Source organism: Marinobacterium nitratireducens, from assembly GCF_014645375.1.
In the GTDB taxonomy this organism is placed as follows: Bacteria; Pseudomonadota; Gammaproteobacteria; order Pseudomonadales; family Balneatricaceae; genus Marinobacterium_A; species Marinobacterium_A nitratireducens.
The window spans coordinates 57,650-80,194 of record NZ_BMLT01000013.1 but is presented as its reverse complement, the minus strand read 5'-3'; the positions used below and the strand labels follow the sequence as shown (position 1 = coordinate 80,194).

Here is a 22,545-nt window from a genome sequence, read left to right as displayed (position 1 = left end):
GTCGGTGCCGATCACCACCGTATTGCCGGCATCGATCGACAGCGAGGTATCGGCCTCGATATCGAGGTCGTCGAACAGCTGCAGCGTCAGGCGAACCACCGCGCGCTTGTTGGCGACGATATCGCCGTTGGCCAGCGTCGCGGCCTGGTTGTCGTCGGTGGCGTGATCGGCCAGGATCAGCTCCCAGCGGGTGCTGTCGCGGAAATCCTCACCGCTCAGATCAAGTGCGTTGTCGTCGTCGCCGAGGTAGCGATAGAGACCATAGCTGTTGGCGTTGTACTGCAGCAGCACCGTATCGCCGTTGTCGATATCGATTTCCTGCGGACTATTGCGGTCGAGATTGGAGATGAAGTCGACCGCGATGCGCTCCCAGTCCGAAGTGTCGAAGTCCAGGTCGGAGAGATCGACGCCGTTCTGCAGGCTTCCCTTGTAGCGATAGAGCTCGTAGAGCACGCCGATAATATCCTCTGCGGTGGCGCTCGACAGCGCCTCCTTCTCTGCGGGGCTCAGCAGCATCCAGTCCTGCGTCAGATCCAGCGAGAGCCGGTCGGACAGGCGACCGATACCGCCCGAGGCGCCGCCGGCGATCAGGGTCACCTCGGCGCCGATGACGTTCGGAGTCTCGGCAGCCGAGGTGATCTGGGTCAGGCCCAGGAAGTCGGTGTGCGGGAAGAGCACCCGCATCAGCCCCGGAGACACCGGATACTGGGCGGCGTCGAGCGAGAACTCGTTATTGTCGTAGGCCGCTTTCAGCTCGGCGGACAGGTCATCGTAGGTCAGGGTGATACCGGCGTCGCCCGGCCGGAACAGTTCGACGATGCCATCCAGGATCGAGCCGTTGGTGGTCTGCAGCCAGACGTTACCGTCGGTCGACTCGACCGCGGCATTGCCGTTCCAGAACTTCGGCGCGGCCAGCTTGAGGTTCCCGGCCGTATCGGTGTCGTTGGTCTCGCTAATATAGATATCGCCATAAGCGAGCGCCGCCAGGCCGCCGGTTTTGGCGATACCGTCGATATCGCTGTCGACGTTCAGCTTGAGGGCAGCGCTGCCGATGTAGCCGTCCGAGGCGTACAGCTCGACCCGCTCGCCGGTGATCTGGGACGAAGCGCCCGCGGCGTAGATACCGTCAGGCGCGTTGATCAGCACATCGCCGTGGCCGGAATCCACCTCGGCGATCTTGAGCCGGCTGCTGGCGTTGTCGAGCGAGATGGCGTTGATGGTGATATCGCCGCCAGCAATCGCGATCAGCCCGGCGTCGGCGAGCTTGAGCCAGTTGCGACGGTCGCTGAAATCCTGTTCGCTCAGCTTGAGCTCCAGTCCGGCGATACCGACTTCGGCGTCATCTCCATTGGTGTCGACGACGGTACCATTGCCGGTAAAGCGGTAGAGGCCGTCGTTGCGCTCGACCAGCTCGCCCTTCTTCAGGGTGACCAGGTCGTCGGTCTTGCTGTGATCGGCATCCTCGGCGAGTTTGTTGCCCTCGACGTTGATCCAGATGATGTCGTCGCTGCCGGAGCCCGCGTGCACCTCTGGCGTGGCACCGTAGATGGCGACGCCCTCGGACGCGGTCACCGAGCCCGTGTACGACTGCAGGTAGATGGTGCCGTGCTCCGGCGATTCCATGTCGCCCTCGAGGATCAGGTTGCCCTGGGTGCGGATATCGATGCTCGGCGTCGCGACATCCTCGATGAAGTCGATGCCGATCGGATAGTCGCCCTTGAGGGTGTGGGTGTAGAGATCGAGCAGGCCGACGATCTCGGTGATCTGGGTGTGCACCGTCTTCTCGCGCAGCCAGCCGCCGCCGGTGGTCCAGGTCTCGCCCTCGACCGAGCGGTTGACGAAGCTGTCCGGGTACTGGTTCAGGGCATAGTTCAGCACCCCGAGGCCGTCGTCCGAGGTATCCACGGTGACCGAGCCAAAGTACTCCTCCCAGTCCGGATTGCCCAGGGGGTTGCCGTCTCCGTCCTCGGGGCCGTCGTAATCGACGCCTGGCAGGTAGATCTTGGCGCCGTCGGTACCCTTGTAGAGATACCATTTGCCGCCCTGACCTGCATTCGCCCCGGTCTCGGTACCGCCGACGTACACCTTGGTGACATCGGTGCGCGCCTCGATCTCGACCTCCTGCACCTGCCGGTAATAGATGGTGTAGGCATCGCCGGTCGCATAGCTCGGCACACCGCCGCCGCTCTCGATCTCCAGGGTTTCGGATTCGAGCAGCGGCTGGGCGTCGGTATAGAAGGTTTCCTGGTCGACCCAGCTGTCGTCACGCACCAGCAGGTCGGCGAAGGCGTTGTCGCCGAACAGGTTGAAGCTGTTGTCCTCGTAGTTGGTGATGGTGGTTTCCGTCAGTGACTGGCCCTCGACCCAGACATAGTGCAGCCCGCTGCGGGTCGCGTACATCAGCTCCACGCCGGCCGTTATCGGTACCCCGACGAGATCAGACAGGCCAGACTGGAAGGTGTAGTCAATTGCCGAGACGGTGCCGTCCTCGGCGATAGGGTCATCCGCCTCGGTACCGAAATAGACGCTGTGGATCACCATGCCGGCCGAGACCTCATAGACGTCCTTGCGCAGCGTTGCGGTGTCGATGATGGTGATCTGGCCCTTGCGGTCGGTGGTGGTGTCGATGCGCTCGAGAATCAGGTCGTAACCGCTGTGGTTGTCGATATCGACGCTGGTGTAGCCGTTGGCCACGCGCAGGCGGCCGTTACCGGTGCTCAGCACCTGGCCGGCCAGCACGATCTGGCCGCCCTGGGGAATGATCTCCTCGATCACGATGGCCTGGCGCGCGGCGTCGAAGTAGCCGTCGACCGGCACGTCGTCGGCCCCGAAGGTGATGCCGGCGAGGGTGATGCCGTTGCTGTCGGTGAAGCTGGTGGTCTGGTTGCCCGGATTGAAGCTCGAGGCGATATCGACGGTGATGGTATCGACGCCGCTCTGGATCAGGCCGTTGATATTGAGGAAGCGTGCCGTGATGGTCACGGTGCCCTGCGCCAGAATGCGGGAGTTGTCGGTTTCGATAGCGGTTGTCAGCTCGTTGAATGCCGACGGCTCGTCCGCAGTGCTGTTGGTGTACTCGACGAGGGTGTTGGTAATGGCCAGCGCACGCTGGGCGTCCAGGTCGATGTACTGGCGCGGGTCCTTGTTGGTGTGGTACCAGCCCTCGGTATTGAGGCTGAAATCCTGTCCGGCGACGATATCGATGAACTCGGCCCGCAACTCGCCGGAAACGATGATGCTGCCCTCGATGTTCTCGATCTTAAGGCCACCGTTCTCGTTGATGACGTCACCGACGATATACATGTCCTGGGACAGGCCATCGAGAATGCTGGCCAGGTTGGCCGGCTCCGACGGCAGGTCGTACTGGCTGGCCGACAGCGAGTCCTGGGTGATCTTGATATAGGGCGGGTCCGTATCCGCGGCGTTGGTGGAGGCCTGCTGCGAGTTGAACCAGACGTTGCCCGGCTCGAATACCGTGTAGACACCGTCGATGACCTCGACCTTCTTGTTGTCCAGGATGATGGCGTCGTTGATCACCGAGGTGAACGGCGTATCGTTGACGATATCGATCTGGGCGCCGGAACGGGCGATCAGGTTCCAACTGTCCACCAGATCCTCATAGTCCCCCAGCGCATCGGCTTCGGTGGTCGGATCAAGGCTATCGCGCTCGATAAAGATCGAGCCGGGCGAGGCGTAGATATCGGGGATATTGAGGAACAGCGAATCCAGTTCCTGGCTGATCACCAGCTGGCCGTTGGTGTTGTCGCTGGCGATGCCGCCGGTCTGATCCGTTGAGACTTCCCAATCGCTGTCAGTCGCGAAGTTTACCTCGGTGAGGATTATGCCGTCGTTTGGCCCGAGATAGTCGTAGCGAATTCCGGTGGCGACATCGTGCACCTTGTCGCCCGTGCTGACCTGGGTGTAGTACTGCGTCAGCCCGAGATCCTCGAGCGTCTGATCCAGGTCATCGAGCTGCACCTGGTAGCGGGCCAGCGCCTCTTCGTCGCCGGCGTGGCTGACGATCCAGTCGAGCAGCTGCTCGCGCTGTTCGATCAGCAGATTGCCGACATTGACGTAGGACAGCGTCGGCACTTCGAGCTCGACCGGCTTGATGACGTAGAACTTGCCGTCGAGCGCCATGGCGAAGTTGGCGGTGGTATCGCTGTCGTAGACGGTGCGATCGGCGTCGTCGGCCGGGACGCTGGTGCCGAGATCCTCCCAGATGCTGCCCAGGGTGAAATCCTGCTGCTCCAGGATGATCGAGTCGCTGCCATCACTGGTGTTCGGCCGGTACTTGTAGTAGTGGCCGGCGGTGCCGTCGGCGAAGTAGCCGGTGACCGCGCGGATAATGGTGCCCTGCGAGATCGAGAAGGCCACGGTATCGACACTCAGGTACTCGTATTCGTACTTGAGCCCGGCCGGCAGCGTCTTGGTGCTCATATTGCCGTCGGCATCCTCGATTTCCAGCTCGATCAGCGCCAGTTCGGCATCGGTAAGCATGCGCGAAGACTCGCTGCCGTCGAGCCGGTCGGTCAGGTCGCCGTTCAGAAGGTCGGTGCCTTCAACCCCGCCGATCGATACCGGCAGTATCCGCAGCACGCTGATATTGTTGAGGCCCGCCTCGATAATGACGCTGCTGTCGATATTGACCCGGTTGTCCGAGCTGTCGCTGGCGCCGTCCGGCACCTCCATGCCGTACGGAATCAGCGAGATGTTCAGCACCAGCCCGTCGGTGCGGGCCCGCTCGGACCCAAGGCCGGTATGGGTCAGCAGGTTGACGTCCTTGAGCGCCTGGATATGGGTGCCGGTATTCAGATCGATGGTATTGTTCTCGTCGACCTCGGCGGTGACGACGGGCACCGAGATGCCCACCAGCGAGGCGGTGGTGATTTCGGCGTTGGAGGTCGATTCCAGCAGGTTGCTGACACCGGTGGTGTTGCGACCGGCCTGGATATTGACCGTGCTGCCCTTGATGAAGCTGTCGTCGATGTCGATGGTATTGTCGGCGCGGTTGTCGGCTTCGACATCGGCACCGGCGCCGGTGATGGCGCCGGAAGCGAACAGGTTGGCGCTCGGGCGCAGCTCGGAGTTGATGGTCGCGGCCAGGGTGACGTCGCCGGAGCGGTTCTCCAGCGTGGCGCCGTCGATGTTGATTTCGCTGTCGCCGTCGAAGTCGATCCGCGACAGGCCGGCGGAGATGCCGAAGCCGGACACGCTTTCGACCCGCACGGCGTCGTAGGCGGTGCCGGAAATGACGGTTTCGATCTCGATGGTGCCGGGCGCGCTGTTGCTGCCGATGGCCGTGATGCTGGTGCCGGCCCCGATATCGATGATGGCGTCGGCGTAGATATCGGTACCGCTCTCCAGCACCGTGATATTGACGCCGCCGGCCGAGCCCGAATCGAGGTTGTAACCGTTCTGCCCGTAAGCGCTCTTCTGGAAGGTATTGACCGCCTTGATGAAGATGCTGTCCGCTGTCAGGGTCGTCGCTGCACCGCTGCCCAGACCAATATCGACGTCGGCGGCGCTGTCGACCATGTTGATCGCCGCCGCGCCGGTACCGGCGATCAGGCCAAAGGTCACGGCGTCGGCCTGGGAGTCGAAATCATGACTGTTTACCGCGTTCACCGACAGCGTTCCGACCTCGATCACCACCCCCTCGCCGATCGACGCCAGCGAGGCATTGTCGCTGATGACCGCGGAGTCCGCGCCGGCAAGGGCGACGAGACCGCCGGTGGCGGCGATGGTCTCGGCCCGCAGTGTGCTGTTGCCGAAGGCGTTGAGGGTGGCAGCGCCCGCGGTCACGCTGGAATCGTCGCCGATGGCCGCCGTTACCTCGTAGACGCTGCTCTGCTCGAGCAGGTCGCGACCGATATAGACCAGGCCGATCATGGCACCGGACGCCACCGCGCCCAGGGCGCCGCCCGCGGCAAAGGTGGTCGCGCTGAGGGTGGAGCTGGCGTCGACCAGCAGGCTGCCGCTGAGCACGACCTCGGTATTCTCGATATGGGCATCGACCCGGGTGCCGATGGTGGCGTAGGCGTTGTTGCCCAGGGTCGTGATCAGGGAGGCGGCAACGCCCGCCGAGGCGGTCACCGGAATCTCGGAGGTGGCGCTGGCCAGCACCGAGAGATTCGCCGCTTCGATCAGGGAGCCGTTGCCGACATCGTCATCGATATAGGCGGCGATATCGCTGATGATGGCGTGCGAGAGATTGGACAGGCCGACGGCTATCCCCAGGCCCAGCGCCAGGGTAACGTTGGCCGCGTCACCCTCGATATAGGCGGTTTCGCAGGCTTCGACGGTCACGTCGCCGAGCGCCAGCAGCTGCACCGCGCCGCTGATATGAGCGTCGATATCGTTGTTGATGGTGCTGACGAGCTCCAGGCCGCCACCACTGACGGCCACCAGGCCCGCCGACACCGCCGCGGTCGTGGCCTGGACGTCGAGAATGTCGGCGTCGGCGCAGGCTTCGACGTCGATATCGCCACCGGCCACCAGCACATCTCCTCTGCTGCCCCCGATATAGGCCTGCACCTGATTGGTGATGCTGGTGGTGACCTCGGAGGTCGCAATCGCCAGGCTCACCAGGCTCACGGATACCGACGCACCGGTGGCCGAGGCGCTCGTCAGCTCGCTGTCGGACACCGCGCTGACCTCGATGTCGCCGAAGGTGGTGACATCGGAGTTGTCGATATAGGCCCAGGTGTCGGTGCTGAAACTGTTCTCCAGGGTGACACCGGCCCCGGCCACGGCACCGCCGATACCGATCGCCAGCGCCACGGAACCGGCGAAGGCGTCGGCCTCCATGGTTTCACTCGAGTCGGCCAGGACCCGGACGTCGCCCGCAGAGGTGACGTCGGAATTATCGATATAGGCGACCGCCTTGTTCTCGAAGGTATTGAGTGCGAAGTCGAAGGACAAGTCCGACAGGTCGAGGGTGAAGGACCAGACCGAGTAGTCGCCGATCTGGTTGCTGGACAGCGTCAGCCCCACGGCGCCCGCCACCGCCACGGCGCCGCCGGCGGCGGCCGCGGCGATGGCGCCGACCAGCGAGGTGATCTCCGAGTCGTTGTTGGCCTCGACGATGATATCGGGGCTGTCCAGCACCCAGCGATTGGCGTTGCCGTAATTCTGAGTGCTGAGGTTGACGCCCGTGGAGTCGTTGCCGACGAAGCGGTAGATATCACCGGCCTCGCCTCCCGTCGCGCCTTCGACCAGCTGTACCCGGTCGCCGGTGGCGAGATCCACCGAGGTCTGGCTGGACAGCACCAGCACCCGGCGCCACAGGGTGTCATCGAGGTAGTCCTGACCGCGCAGACCGACCGGCGAGGTCGCAGACCCCGTGGTGCTGCCGATGTACTCGTAGATCTCGCCGGCGGTGGCGCTGTTGAGGTCGCCGCTGGCGCCCTCGACCAGCAATACCCGGTCGCCCTGGGTCAGCACATCGATCTGCTGGTCGGACAGGTGATCGAAGGGGCTGGCGGTTTCCGCCAGGCTGTCTTCGATGTAGGCCGTGACGGCGTTGGCAATGATGTTGTCGACATCGGAACCGGCGCCGCTCAGGGCCACGCCGACGAAGCCGATGGCCACGGAGAGCGACGCGGCGACCGCGGTCGCGTCGATGCTGGCGCTTTCGTCGGCCACCACCCGTATCTCGCCGGTGGTGGCGGTGACCCCGGTATCGGCATTGTCGATGTAGGCCGACACCTGGTTGGTGATGATGTTGTCGGCAACCGCGGCGCCGATCGACACCGACACCGCGGCTACGCCGCCGAACGCCGCCGCCAGCGACGCGGCGCCCGCGAACGCCTCTATCGTCGAACTGTCCTCGGCGTGCAGGCCAATGCCGTAGGCCTCGATACCGGTGGCGCCGTCGCCGTCGATAAAGGCCTCGATCCGGGTCGCGATGCGGTTGCTGGCGCCGACACCGGCACCGCTGACGCCGACGCCGGCCACGCCGCCGCCACTCACCGCAGCGGAACCGGCAAAGATAAAGGCGTTGATGGTCTGGGACGCATCGGCGTCGATGATCAGTGAACCGCCGGCCAGGATGCTCGAGTCGAGCACATAGGCACGGACCTGTGCCGGAGACTCGATCAGGTTGATCTGGCGCCAGAGGCCGTCGTCGCCGTAATCCTGCTCGGCCAGGTAGCTGGAGCCCACATACTCCCAGTTGTCGTCGTCAAGGAAGTCCTGTTGACTCAGGTTGACGTTGCTGGCGCCATCGCCGACATACTTGTAGAGGCCGCCGATCTTGGCGTTGGGGTCGTCATCGTCGTCGTTGCTGTCATAGTCGTAGCTGCTGGTGATCAGCACGATCTGATGGTCGCTGGCATCCTCGTCGTAGGCCGTCAGCGTCACCGTCTGGTTCGAGCGGTAGTCGGGATCGATGGTGTCGCCGATGTACTCGTAGACGTCGCCGGCGCGGGCGCCGGAATCGATGCGCACCCGGTCGCCGCTGGTCAGCGGGTCGCTGTCGGAGAAGCTGGCCGGCAGGAACAGATCATCGGTGGCGAAGTCGATATCGGCAATCGGCGACGGATCCGTATCCCAGCCGATGTAGTTGCGCGCCAGCGCCACACCGATCGAGGCACCGACCCCGGCCACACCGCCAACGCCCAGTGCTGCCGAGGCCGAGACGATCACCGCGTCGATGCTGGCGGTATTGGCCGCATCGAGGATGACGTTACCCAGCGTCGCCTCGACCGAGCTTGCCTCGATGAAGGCGTTGACGTCCGACAGGATCAGGTTGTAGGCGTCGGCACCGGCGCCGCTGAGGGCGATACCGGCGGTGCCGGCCACCGCGCCGCCCACCGAAGCGGCCACCGCCAGCGCGGTAATCGACGACACCTCGGCCCAGTAGGTCTCGTCGCTGTAGTCTTCGCTCGAAAGCGTGCGGGTGATTTGCCGCCAGAGGCTGGTGTCCCTGTAGTCCTGGATACTGAGGTCGAAGTCGTCGGTATCGCTGCCAAGGTATTCGTAGAAGGTGCCGCCGACGCCGAACTCGTCCACGCTCGGTCCGCCCTCTTCCCAGTTGCCGCTGCTGGCGTAGTCGATGGTGCCGAGGTCGACACCGGTCAGATTGCTGTTGCCGATAAAGCGGTAGGTCATGCCACCGACGGCATCGTAAGTATCGAGATCGAAGTCGTCCGAGATCCGCACGTAGTAGGTTTCGCCGGCGTCCAGGTCGACGCCGGTTTCGTCGCTGCTGAAAATGCGGGTGTAACCGCGTACGACCTCGACGATATCGCCGTCCTCGATATCGACCTCACCGGCGGAGGAGTCGTAGACGTCGAACTCCTCGACCAGCTCCCAGTCGTTATCGGTGGCGTAATTCACATCCGTGAGGTCGAGCGCATTATCGTCGTCATCCGCATCCACCGGCGCATCGATATCGGGCCCGGTATAGCGGTAGATGGCGCCGACGGTACCGCCGTTGTTGTCGTCCTCGACGACCTCGACCGTATCGCCGTTCTGCAGGTAGACCTCGCCGGCCGAGGACTGGTAGGTGGCGCGCACCTTCTCGCCTTCGCCTAGGAAACGATACACCGTGCCGCCGCTGGAGACGGTATCGCCTTTTCTCAGCGCCACGGTGCCGGTATCGCTGTAATCGCTGGTGACGCCGGAGGGCGCCTCCTCGACGTTCGCGCGCACCTCGATATCGCCGCTGCGCGCCCGTACGCTCGCCGCATCCTTGATATAGGCGGCGACATTGCCGCGGATTTCGTTACGCGCCAGCGAAACCCCGATCGACAGCGAAACAGCGGCCGTACCGGCAAAGGAGACGGCAAGCGAGGCGGCGACGGCGTCGGCCAGGATCAGCGAGGCGTTGTCGGCCTCGAGGCTGATGCTGTCGGCGAGAATACCGGTCCTGGCGGCATCGCTGTCGTTGTCGTCATCATCAATAAAGGCTTCGGCGTCAAGGTTGATGCTGTTGACCGCACTGACGCCGGCGCCGCTGAGTCCTATACCTGCGGTGCCGCCCCCGGCGATGGCGGCCGAGGCGGCCACCACCAGCGCCTTGATCGCCTGGTCGCTGTCGGCGGTCAGCGTCAGGGCGCCGCCCTTGGCATTGACGGTCGAATTCTCGATATAGGCGCGGACCTGGCTGGCATCATCGAGCTCGCCGATCGCGTTGTCCGCGATCGAGACGCCGATCGAGGCGCCGACGCCCGCGGTGCCGCCGCCGGCCGCCGCCAGGCTGGCCGCGACGATGATGGCGTTGATGGTGGCGCCGTTGACCGCATCGATATCGACGAAGGTGTGACTCTCGACCTCGCTGTTAAGGATATAGGCGTTGACGTCGGTCTGGATGCTGTTGCTGGCCCAGGCACCAGCCCCGCTCACCGCCACCCCGGCGCTGCCGCCGACGCCGGCCGCCAACGATGCGGCGGCCGACAGTGCATTGATGACCGCGGTTTCGGAGGCCTTGATGGTGATGCCGCCGCCCGTGGTGATGACACCGTCGTCGGCATTGGTGATGTAGGCCGAGACCTGGTTGCCGATTTCGTTGATCGCCAGCGACAGGCCTATCGAAACGCTGACGCCGACGTTGCCGCCGAGCCCGGCGGCGAGCGAGGCCGCCGCGGCGTCGGCCGTGACGGTCGAGGTATCCAGCGCCTGCAGGCTGAGGCTAGCGCCGGTGATGCCGAAGCTGCCGTCACCGTCGATATAGGCCTCAACGTAAGCGCCGATTCGGTTTTCCGTGAAGACGCCGGCGCCGCTGACGCCCACGCCGGTCTTGCCACCGCCGGATATCGCCATGGAACCGGCCACCACCAGTGCATCGATGGTCTGGCTGGCGACCGCATCGAGGGTGATGGCGCCACTGGCGTTGATGCTGCTGTCGTCGATATAGGCCTCGATCCTCGAGGCCGACAAATCGATATTGGTCTGTTTCCACAACAGCGGGTTGGCATAGTCGAGACTGGCAAGATCGATGCTGACCAATTCCCAGTCGTCGGTGTCGCTGTAGTCCTCGGCGCTGAGATCGACATTGTCGCGATCGCTGCCGAGATACTTGTAGATGGCACCGATATTGACGTCGTCGCCGTCGTAGTCGTCGGTGATGAAGACGTAGTCGCCCTTGTCGAGGTTGAAGCTGGTATTCGACGAGTCGGCATCCTGCGTCGGCTGCGTCAGGTCATCGCCGAGATACTCGAACACGCCGCCCGCGAGCGCGCCGTCGCTGACCCGCACGCTTTGACCGTTCTCCAGCGCCTCGCCCTGGGCCAGTCCTGTGGCGGTGTCGTAATCGCCGGTGGCGCTGTCATCCACCGACGAGCCGATAAAGTTGCGTGCGACCGCAATGCCGAGCCCCACGGCCACACCGGTGGTGCCGCCGAAGCTGATGCTGCCGGACACCGCCAGCACGGTCGCCTCGATATCGGCGGTGCTGCTGGCGTCGATGTCGACCAGGCCGACCTTGTTGGTACCCGCCGAGTTGCCGAGTGCGCTGTCCTGGATATAGGCGCTGGTGGTGCTGAGTATGCTGTTGGTCGCAACCGCCGCGCCGCCGCTGAAGGCAAACCCCGACTTGCCGGCAGCGGCCGACACCGCAACGGCAACGGACTGCGCATGGATCTCGGTGGTATCACCGCTGACGGGATCCTCGTCGGTCGCCAGCAGAATGACGTCGCCGCCGGCGGTGAGGACGTCGGCTTCCTTGATGTAGGCCGCCACGTCGTTGTCCACCCGGTTGTCGGCCACCGAGACACCGACCGAAATGGCGCCTGCGGTCTTGCCGCTGAGGCTCGCGGTTACCGCAACCGCCTGGGCATCGGCGCTGATGACGCTGGTATCGATCGCGGTGAGTTCGACATCACCGCCGGTGGTGTTGATCGAGGCTTGGCTGCCGTCGCCGTCGATATAGGCCTTGACGTCGGTCGAGACCTTGTTGATGGTGACCAGCCCGCCGGCGGTCAGGCCGCCCGCGTTCTCGGTCGAGGCCGCGACGGCCACCGAGGTGGCTTCGACGGTCGCGTCGATGGCGGCGTTGGCAAGCGCGCTGATGCCGAGACCGCCGTCCGCGGTGATCTCCGAGTCCGACGCGTAGGCCTGCACGCTCAGGCGCTCTTCGGTGCCGAGGTCACTCCAGCCGATCAGGTTGGCGGCAAAGGAGATACCGATGGCCGCGGCGGTGGCGCTGCCGCCACCGGAGAGCGCCACCGATACGGCGATGGCACCGACCTTAGAGTCGATGCTCGAAACGTTGCTGGCGCCGATCTCAGCCGTACCGCTTGCCTCGACGATGGCGCCGTCGAGATAGGCATCCGAGGTGCCGAGAATCACGTTCAGCGCGCTGGCGCCGCCGGCGCTGAACGCCAGGGCGTCGTTGTTAAGACTGGCCGCGACGCCGACCGCCGACGCCGTGGAGCTCGAGTCGATGCCCGCCATCTCGACCGCACTGATGACCAGGTTGCCGTTCAGCGCCTCGACCGGGTTGCTCGTGGTACCGGCGTTCCTGATATAGGCCGCCATGGCGTTGCGGATCTCGTTCTGCGACAGGCTGATGCCGACCGGGATCGAGCGGGTCTTGTTGTTGCCAAGATCCACCGAGACCGCCAGGCTGCTGGCGGCGACATCGGCGAAGATAGTCGACGCATCGGTCGCAACGAGGCTGATATCGCCATCCCGGGCGCGCACGATCGAACTGGCAGCATTGCTGTTGTCGATATACGCCTCTACCCGGGTGGAGATCTTGTTCATCGCCACCACGCCCGCGACCGAGATGGTGCCGGTGGCCTCGTCGCCATCGCCGATGGTCGCGGTGATCGAGTTGGCGGCATTGCCGATGACCGCATCGATATCGGCATCCGACGTCGCCGCGAGGTCGATGGCACCGGCCGCCCTGATCACCGAGTCGTCGATATGGGCGAGCGTCGCGGCCGGCTGCTCGTCGGCGATATCGACGCCGGCGATGGCGTCGATGGTGCTGAAGAGGAAGTTCTGCGGCTTGATGCCGATGGTGTTGAACGCCAGCACGATGCCGATCGAGGTGCCGTTGGAGTCGATCTTGCTGTCGATCGTCGCGGTGATGGTGGAGCTGTTCTCGGCCTGCACGCTCACCGCACCGGTCACCTGCGCCCAACGCTCGGCGTTGCTGTAGGTTTCCGCGGCAAGATCGATGGTATCGCCGCCGGCGCTGTCGAGCGTTTCACCCAGGTAGCGATAGATGTTGCCGCCGCTCGTTCTGACCCGATCCCCGGCCTCGAGCGTCGCCGGGTTGGTGAAGGGATTGTCCGTCAGGTCATATTCGAAGCTCGCGACCTCGACCCAGCGTGTGTCGTCGCTGTAATCCTCGTTGGCCAGCTCGATGGTGTCGTTGTTGGCGTCCAGCGCCGGCCCGACGTAGCGGTAGATACTGTTGGCGTCGGTCATCACAAGGTCGCCCGGATCCAGCGTCGCGGGATCGGTGAAGGCCTGATCGGTCAGGTCGTGATCGAAGCTGCGATCGTTGAAGCCTTCGGTATTGACGCTGCTGTCGCCGATAAAGGCGTCGGCGCTGCTCAGCACCAGGTTGGTGGCGATAACGCCGCCGACCGCGAGCGAGGAGCCGCCGCCGAAGGTGCTGCCGCCGCTGGAGCTGACCGCGCTGCTGTCATTGGCGATGATGGTGGCGGTCTCCAGCGCCTGCACCTGAACATCGCCGTCGGCGGACAAATTGGCCTTTTCGATCGAGGCCAACACCTCGCTGCGCACGTCGTTGCGCACCACCATGCCGCCGAACGCCGCCGAATCGGAGTCGGTGAGATTGAAGCTGACCCCCGGGATGATGTTTCGCACGTCGGTGGTTTCGAGAATTTCACGCCAGCGGTTGGTGTCGGTGAAGTCCTCGGTATTGAGGTCCACGTCGGTATCCGCCGGCAGGTCGAAATCCAGCGCCGCCGGGTCGAAATTGTCGGAGTCGGGATCGATATCGAACAGGCCGACGAACTGGTAGATGCCGCCGGCCGTGGCGGTGATCTGCCGCCACAGGGTGTCGTCGTCGTAGTCCTGTGCCGCCAGGTCGATGCCCGAGGCGTTGTTGGTCTCGAGCGGGTTGTCGCCGATATATTCGTAGACCTCGCCGCTCGAGGCCGAGCCGTCGGTCACGGTGGCATCGATCTCGATGCGGTCGCCTTTGGCAACGATCATCGTCGGCGAGCCGGCGATGCTGTAGTCGACGTCATCGATCCGAACCTGACTGCCAAGATAGATATCCTGCACGCCGGAGCGGTCGGTGAACTGGTACTCGCTGAGGATGGTGTCGGCGAAGTTGGTCAGCAGCGTCAGGCCGCCGTCATTGACCGTCGAGGACACTGCGCTGAGGCTGGTATCGGCGGTGATACCGGCACCGTCCTGCGCCCAGACGCTGACGCCGCCGCCTTTGGCGGTGATGGTGCGGTTGGCGCCGGTCGAGTCGATATAGGCGCGCGCGGCGCTGTTGACCATGTTGCTGGTCAGCACCGCGCCGACGGCCCAGCCGGAAGCGCCCTTCTCGCCGGTGGTCGGGTCGGTCATGCCGAACGACGAGGCCGCCGATTCGGTGTCGTTGGTCAGGATCGCATCGAGCTGCGCCTTTGAGAGCGCCGTCACCTCGATGGCGCGCCCGGCGACCAGGGTCGAGTCGATGACGTAAGCCTCGACCAGCGCCGGCAGGTTGTTGTCGAACAGATCAGAAAAGTCGGGCTCGCCGCCGATCAGCGTATCGATGGCGTTGAACAGGATGTTCTGGGTTTTCCAGCCGATGCTGTTGAACGCCAGCGTCACGCCGACGCCCTGGCCACCGGTCGAGGTGGCGGACAGGGTCTTGGCCTGGATGCGGGAGCTGTTCTCGGCGTGCACCCGGACATCGCCGCTGGTGGTCTCGATGCGGCTGTCGTCGATATGCGCCCTGGCATCGGTCAGCAGCGCGTTGGTGGCGATGGTGCCATTGATGGCAAGCGAGTCGCCCTGCCCCGTGAAGGAGCTGCCGCCGGACGAGGTCACCTCGCTCTCGGCGACGGCGCTGATGATGGCGTTTTCCAGCGCCTCGACTTCGACCGATTCCGCCAGCACGTCGGCGTTGAGGATCTGCGCCTCGGTGCCGGTGCGCAGATCGTTGTAGACCACCAGCCCGCCGACGGCGTTGGAGTCGGAATTATCCAGGTTGACCCCTTCCGGGAACAACTGGGTCTCGAGCACCTCCTTCCAGTAACCGGCGTCGCTGTAGTCCTGCAGGCTCAGGTCGATGCCGCGACCGTCGGCATCCGAACCCATGAATTCGTAGACGCTGCCGGCGTTGCCGCCGTTGCCGTAGTCCGCCGACAGGCGCACGCGCTCGCCGTGGTCGACGTTGACGTGGGTCTCGTCGGTGCTGAAATCGGCGTCGATGGCATCGTCGATCAGCCCGGTGATCACGCTGGCGCCGCCGGTATTGGTGGTGACCGACGACGACACCATCTTCACGTTGGCGTAGAACTCGGCGTTGTCGGAGGCGAGCACGCTCAGAGCCCCGGCGGCACGCACATCCTCGCTGCCGATGGGGCTCGTGACATTGCCGGCGCCCTGGTTGTCGATCCAGGCGTCGGCACTGCTGGCCACCTTGTTCATCGAGATCAGGAAGCCGACGGCCTTGCCGGAGGCGTCGAAGAACGCCGAGGCGGCGGAGTCGGCGGCGTTGCTGACGGTGGCGTTGAGGCGCACGGCGTTGTCGGCCAGCACCGCGATGCTGCCTGCGGCGTCGACGGTGGTGCCGTCGATCCAGGCGTTGGCGCGCGCCCGGTCGATGTTGTTCTCGTCGTAGATTTCCGTGGCAGTCTCGTCGGCGAACAGCGAATCGCCGGCGATGGCGTCGAGGGCGTTGAACAGCACGTTCTGCGCCTTCCAGCCGACGGTGTTGAACGCCAGGGTGACGCCGACCGCCGTTTCGCCCGAGTCAACCGAGGTCTCGACGGTGGCGTCGATACCGCTGGTGTTGTACGCCTCGACGACAACGTCGCCGCTGGTCACGGCATTGGTCGTGGTGACGGTGCTGTCCTCGATATAGGCGTCGGCGTGGCTCAGCACCAGGTTTGTGGATACCAGGAAGGCGAAGGAGGTGACCGAGCCCTCGCCGAAGGACTTGGCGATGCTGCCACCGGACGCCGTGACGTTGCTCGCGCTGCTTGCGATCAGCGAGGCGTTCTCCGCCGCCCTGACCTGCACGGAACCGGCGGTGACGTCGGCATCGGCGATATGGGCGTCGACCTCGGCGCGTACGTCGTTGAGCACGATCAGCCCGGCGAAGGCCCGCGCCGGCGAGGCGCTGAGGTTGCCCGCGGTGTCGAAGAAGTTGGTGTCGTCCTTGCCGAGGGTGACCTTTTCCCAGACCCTCAAGCCCCCAACCGTACGATCGAAGTTCTCGTTCGCCAGATCCAGGTTCAGGTCGAGCAGGCCGACGTACTCGTAGACTGCGCCGCCGTCGCCGCCGTTGGCGTAGTTCTCGCCGAGGCGTACCCGCAGGTTGTCGGTCAAATCGCTGAGCAATACGTTGATCGTGCCCGACGCCGTGGTGTAGTCGTAGTCGTAAGCGCCGAGCGCCTCGGCAATATCGTAGAGCGCCGACAGGGTATTGGTGTTGACCGCCTCGACGATGACCGAGGTGTCGGACTCGATCCAGGCCTCGTCGCTCGCCGCAACCTCGAGCTCGCCGCCGGCCACGATGTCGGTTGCGCCGCTGTTGCCGAGGTAGGCGGTGCTGTAATCGATCCACGCCTTTGCCTCGGTGCTGACCTTGTTCGACGCCAGCAACCCGCCGGCGGCGTTGGCCTTGGCGTTGCCGTAGGCCTTGTTGATCAGGAAGGAGTTGGTCGGGGTGGCGTTCTGCTCGTTGCCGGTGGTGGCGTTCAGCGTCGCGCTGTTATCGGCCAGCACCCGAAGATCGCCGTCGGCCTCGACGGTCGAATCCCGGAGATAGGCGTAGGTAAAGATCGGCTGCTCACCGGTCAGCAGGTCCTGGCCGAGGATGGTGTCGAGCGCCTGGAACAGCAGGTTGGAGGCTTCCCAGCCCAGACTGTTGAACGACGCGACTATGCCCACCACATCGGCGCCGCCGGTGCTGCCGGTCAGCGAAGTCGAGTCGAGCACCGCGGTGTTTTCCGCCACCACCTGTACATCACCGCCGGGCAGCAGGGTCCAGCGGCCTGCGTCGCTGTAGTCCTCGTCCAGCAGCGCGATGGTATCGTTGTTGGCGGTATCGAGCGCGGTGCCGGCATAGCTGTAGATCTCGCCATCCAGGGCCCGTACCCGGTCGCCGGGGTCAAGGGTCGATGGATCGCTGAAGCCGGCATCGGTCAGGTCGTGATCGAAGTCGCCACTGCCATCCCGGGTGCGGATATCGCTGTCGACGATATAGGCCTCGGCGCTGCCGCGCAGCTGGTTGTTGACCAGCACGCCGCCGAAGTTCGACGTTTTGCCGGCAACGACGCTGTTGTCGCTGGCGACCAGGGTGGCGGCCTCGATCGCCTCGACCGTCAAGCTCTCGGGCCCGCCGGTCGTCGTGTCCGGATCCCGCACGCTGGCGTTCTCGATATAGGCCTCGACGGTGCTGTCGAGGTCGGTGCGCGCCAGCACGCCGTAGAAGCTCTTGGCCTTGCCGGTATCGAGACCGAGGCTCTTGAGCAGCGAGGTCGAGACATCGGCCGGCACCAGGTTGGTCTCGCTCAGCTCCTTCCAGTACTCGTAATCGCTGAAGTCCTCGACGCCAAGATCGGTCGCGCTACCGCTGCTGGTCGTGCCCATATAGCGGTAAACGCTGCCCGGCGTGCCCTTGACCTCGCGCCATTCGGTGATGTCGCTGAAGTCGATCAGGGTGTCGTCGGTGAAATCGACCTTGCCCAGCGGACCGGATCCGGTGATATCGCTGCTGCCGATGTACTCGTACACCTGCCCTTCGGTGCCGTTGCCGACATCGGACGACAACTCGACCCAGTCGCCCGCGGTGATGGTGTCGGTGGAGTCGGCGGTGTTGTAGTCGACATCGTCCAGCCGCACCTGGGTGCCGAACAGGAGATCCTGCACACCGGAATTGGTGGTGAAGTCGTAGTGGCCGGTGATGGTGTTGACGAAGTCGTTGACCATGCCAAGGCCGAGATCGTTCTGCTTGCTCGACGCCGCCGACATGTTGGTTCTGGCGTCGATCCCCGCCTCGTCCCGCGCCGATACCGTCACGGCACCGTCGACATCGACCTCTCCCTGGGTATTGCCGGTGTACTTGACGTACGCCTTGGCCGTGCTGCTGACCTTGTTGCTCGCCAGCACGCCGGCCACCGACATCGACGAGGCGCCGAACAGCGCCGATGCGGCGGCCGAAGCGCTGTTGCTGGCGACCGCCTCGAGCTGGGCCTGCTGCCAGGCGGTGACCGAGAGGTCGCCGGCGGCGTCGATGGTCGAGTCCTCGATATAGGCCTTGACCTCGATCGGGTTCTCGTTGCCGAACGCCGGGGTCACCAGCACCCAGTCGGTCGACGGGATATAGGTCTCGTCCTTAAGATCGATGTCGTCGCCGTTTTCGACATCGAGGTCCGCCCCGACATAACGGTAGATTTCGTTGCTGGCCACCTTGACCCGGTCGTTCTCGGTCAAGGTGTCCGGATCGCTGAAATCGCTGTCGGTGATGTCGTAGTCGTACTCGGTGGGTGCGAGCCCGGCGAGGGCGTCGAAGGTGTCGAACAGCAGGTTCTGGGCGTCGTAGCCCATGGTGTTGAACGCCAGCAGCAGGTTGACCGCGTGCGCGCCCGAGTCCATCACGCTGTTGTTCTCGGCGCCGAGGGACGCGCTGTTGCGGGCGTTGACCTGGACATCGCCGCTGTCGGTGGTGATATCGCTGTTGCTGATATGGGCATCGGCCGTGCTCAGCACCACGTTGACCGCGATCACGGCCTGCCCCGCGATCGACTGTCCGGTACCGAAGGAGCTGCCGCCGGACGATTCCGCCGTCGCATCGGCGATCGCACGCAGGATGGCCTCCTCCTGTGCCTCGACGATCAGGCTGCCGGCCGTGACCTCGGAATTGTCGATATAGGCCTCGGCCCCGGCCTTGACCTGGTTGCGCACCACCATGCCGCCGACCGCGACCGAATTCGAGCTCGACAGGTTGAGCCCGTCGTTCTGGATCTCGGTGGCCAGGATCTCCTGCCAGATATCGAGGTTGTTGTAGTCCTCGTTGAACAGGTCGGTGGAGTAGCCGTCGGTGCCCAGGTATCGGTAGGTGCGGCCGGGCTCGCCCAGGCTGCTGTCGAAATCGAACGGCAGCGATACCAGGTCGCCGAAATCCAGGTTCCAGGGGCCGGCGGTCGGATTCATCAGCGCCAGCGAATAGTCAGCCAACCCGAGACCCGGAATCAGCGAAATGGCGTCGTTCAGCGCGCTTACGCCGCCGGTATTGGTGGTGACCTGGGAGGTCACGATCTTGCTGTTGGAGAAGATGCCGGTGCTGTCCGTGGCGCGGACGCTGACCTCGCCGCCGGCGCTCAGGGCGTCCTGATCGTTGTTATTGTCGTTGTTGAGATCCTGCAGCCAGGCACTGGCCTCGCTGCTGACGCGGTTGCTGGCGACGATGCCGCCCACGCCAAGGCCGTTGGCGCTCAGCAGCGGCCCCCCAAAACCGAGCCCCTCGCCGGTGGACTTGGATACGTTGGTGACGGTGGCATTGAGCTGCTGCGCCGATTCGGCGCTGACACTGACGCTGTCGCCGGCATCGACATCGGTGCCGTCGATGTACGCATGGGTCAGTGCCGCCTGCTCGGTGATACCGCTGAGCACGGTATCAAGACCGATCAGCGCATCCAGGGTTGCGGTGCCCGCGTTGTCGATATCCCAGCCGATGGCGTTGAAGGCGACCGCGGCGGCGAAGGTTACGCTGGTGCCACCGGTGGCAATGCTGGTGGCCTCGGCGAAGGCGTCGACGGTCGTGCTGTTGCACGCCTCGACGACCAGATCGCCGTCGTTCTCGTCCACCGTAACGCTGCAGTCGTCGAGGTAGGCTTCGGTGACACCGAGGATCTCGTTATAGGCGAAGGTGCCGCCAATCGCGGCGGTGAATACCTGGAAGAAGTCATCCGGGAGAATAGACGAGCCATCGGTGATGGCGGTGGTCACCGCCTCGCTTTCGACCTCCATCTGGCTCAGTGCCAAGATTCGCAGATCGCCATCGGTGACGTCGAAGCTGCTGCCGCTGTTACCGTAGGCGCGGGTGTTCCTGTCGATATTGTTGATCGACGAGGATGCACCGATCTGCAGGTTGTCCAGCCATGTGGGGGAAGTCGCCAGCTCGGTGACCAGTTCCTGGGTAAAATCGAAGGTCGGTGCCGGAGCCCCGACCGCGCGGATCACGGAGTTGTCGGTAGCGCTGATCAGCACCCCGGCGTCGGTATCCGACGGCGGCGCGGCATTGATGGCGCTGTCGCTGATATAGGCCTGCGTCGAGCCGCTGATGTCGTTTTCGGTGATCTTGCCCTCGGCGACGTAGCTCGAGGCGCTCTCGGCGGTCAGTTGCAGCTCTTCGAGATCCAGATCCGCATCGCTGATCGTGGCAGACACATCGTCCGCCGCGGTGATATTGCTGCTGTCGAACAGCAGCGAACTGGCACTGCCGAACACACCGCCGTTACTGCCGTCCTGGCTCAGCGCCCGCACCTTGACCAGACCCGTATCGCCGCCTGACAGCCCTTCCAGCGTCAGGGTGCTGCCGCTGTCGTCACCAAGACTGACCCGGGTATCGCGGCTGATATCCATGGTGGTGTTGAGGTAGCCGATGTTGAAAAAATCAGTTACCGCGTTGGCGACGATGGTGGCCTGGATATCGGTGGTGTCCACCGCCTCGATCACCACACTGGCGCCGTCACTGTCGTTCGCCACTGTGCCGGTGCCCACGTTCAGGGTTGCGCCCCCGGCAACGCTGACTGTGGTGGTCTGGGAAAAGGTCGCATCGTCGCCGACAACGATGGAGTTGAAGACACCGTCGGTATGATCGAGCGCGATATCGGTGTCGGTGCGGGCGCTGAGCTTGAGACTCGCCGCGGTGATGCTGGCGGCAGCGCCGACCGAGACCGTGGCCGAGGTGGTCGCGTCGACCGTCAGGCCGCTCAGGGTATTGGAGCTGTCGATATCGAGGCTGTTGCTGACCGCGGCCTCGATCACCACATCGCCGCTGGCATCGATTTCCCCCAGCACCGAGATAGCGGCGGTCAGCGTCACGTCGGTATCGCTGGTCGAACCGCTGACAATGCTGCTGTCCGAAGCGCTGAAGGTGACGTCGTCCACGTTGGAGAGCACAGCACCCGCGTCGACGGTTATGCTCTCGGCATAGATTTCGAGGGAACCACCCCCGAAGTCGAGCGCACCGCTCAGGGTCACCGCATCGGGGCCGGCACCGCCATCGATAACGAGCGTCTGAGCACTTGTCAGATTGACCGTCTCGGCGGGGCCGGTATTGAAGGTGCTGTCAATCGTGATACCCGTACCGCCGGTCAGGGTGATCGTATCCAGAAGCGATGCATCACTACCGTCGGCGCCGGAAAATGTATAGGTGCCGATATTGCCACTGAAATTGATCGGCTCCATGCCATCGAACACCAGGTCGAGGCCATCCAGCGTGATGATGCCGGAGTCACTGCCGGTGGCGACATAGCCGACGCTGTCGTAGTCGCCGCTCAGCACCACGCTGTCGAAGCCGCCGTCGCCGCCCTCGACATAACCGTCGAGCCCGCCGTTCTGGCCGAACACGAAGGTATCCTGGTTGTCGGCACCACCTTCGAGAATCTCGAAACCGGAAAAGGAAACGCCAGCGACTTCGCCGGCGTTCTGTGACGTGATGCTCCAGGTATAATCGGCGTCGGACGCGCCCTTGAGGGTATCGTAGCCCTGGCCGCCGATGATGCGCTGAATGCTGCTGATGCCGTCGCCGCCGACCCCGGCCAGGTTCCAGTTTTCCAGCTCGAAGGTCAGGGGATCGGTCCAGGACGACAGATCCAGGCTGTTATAGCCCCCGCCACCGTCCAGTCCGCCGCTGAGTCCAGCGCCGTCAACGATGATGAAGTGATCATCCCCCTCCCCGCCCTGCAGGTGCTCGATGCCACTGAAGTTGATGCCGTTGACGGAGCCTGCGTCCATCGCGTTCAGTGTCCAGTCGGTTTTCGGCGCCACGACGCTCAGGCTGTCTTCGTCGCGGGAGGACTCGTCGACGATGGAAATCGACAGTTCGGCAGATTCGTCGAGCCCCTCGAGATCCACGGTGAAGCGGTCATCCTGATGCGACCCGGTCAGCGTAACGCTGTCGGTCTGAGCCAGCTCCTGACTGCGTACCACGATCTCGCCGCCCGTCGCGTTATCGTCGGCCAGCACGATCTGGACGTGCTGGACCTGATCGACATCCTGCAACCGCACCGTCAGGTCGCTGGCGGTCAGCGCAGTAAACGACAGGTCCGCCGATAACAGCAGACGGGGTTCGAGGGGCTCGAACAGTACTCTGCGCCTTGGCTGTAAGGGCCTTGGACGCCGGCGCGGGCGCAGCCCGGGTACCGATCTCAAGCCCCGGTACAT

At 64.3% G+C, this 22,545-nt stretch carries 1 pseudogene (running past one end of the window); it reads right to left on the bottom strand.

The annotated features are described in order from the left end of the window. Positions 1-22,545: pseudogene (locus tag IEX85_RS20545) on the bottom strand (LEPR-XLL domain-containing protein); its annotated part reaches 10,107 nt to the left of the window's first position; the annotation flags it as partial.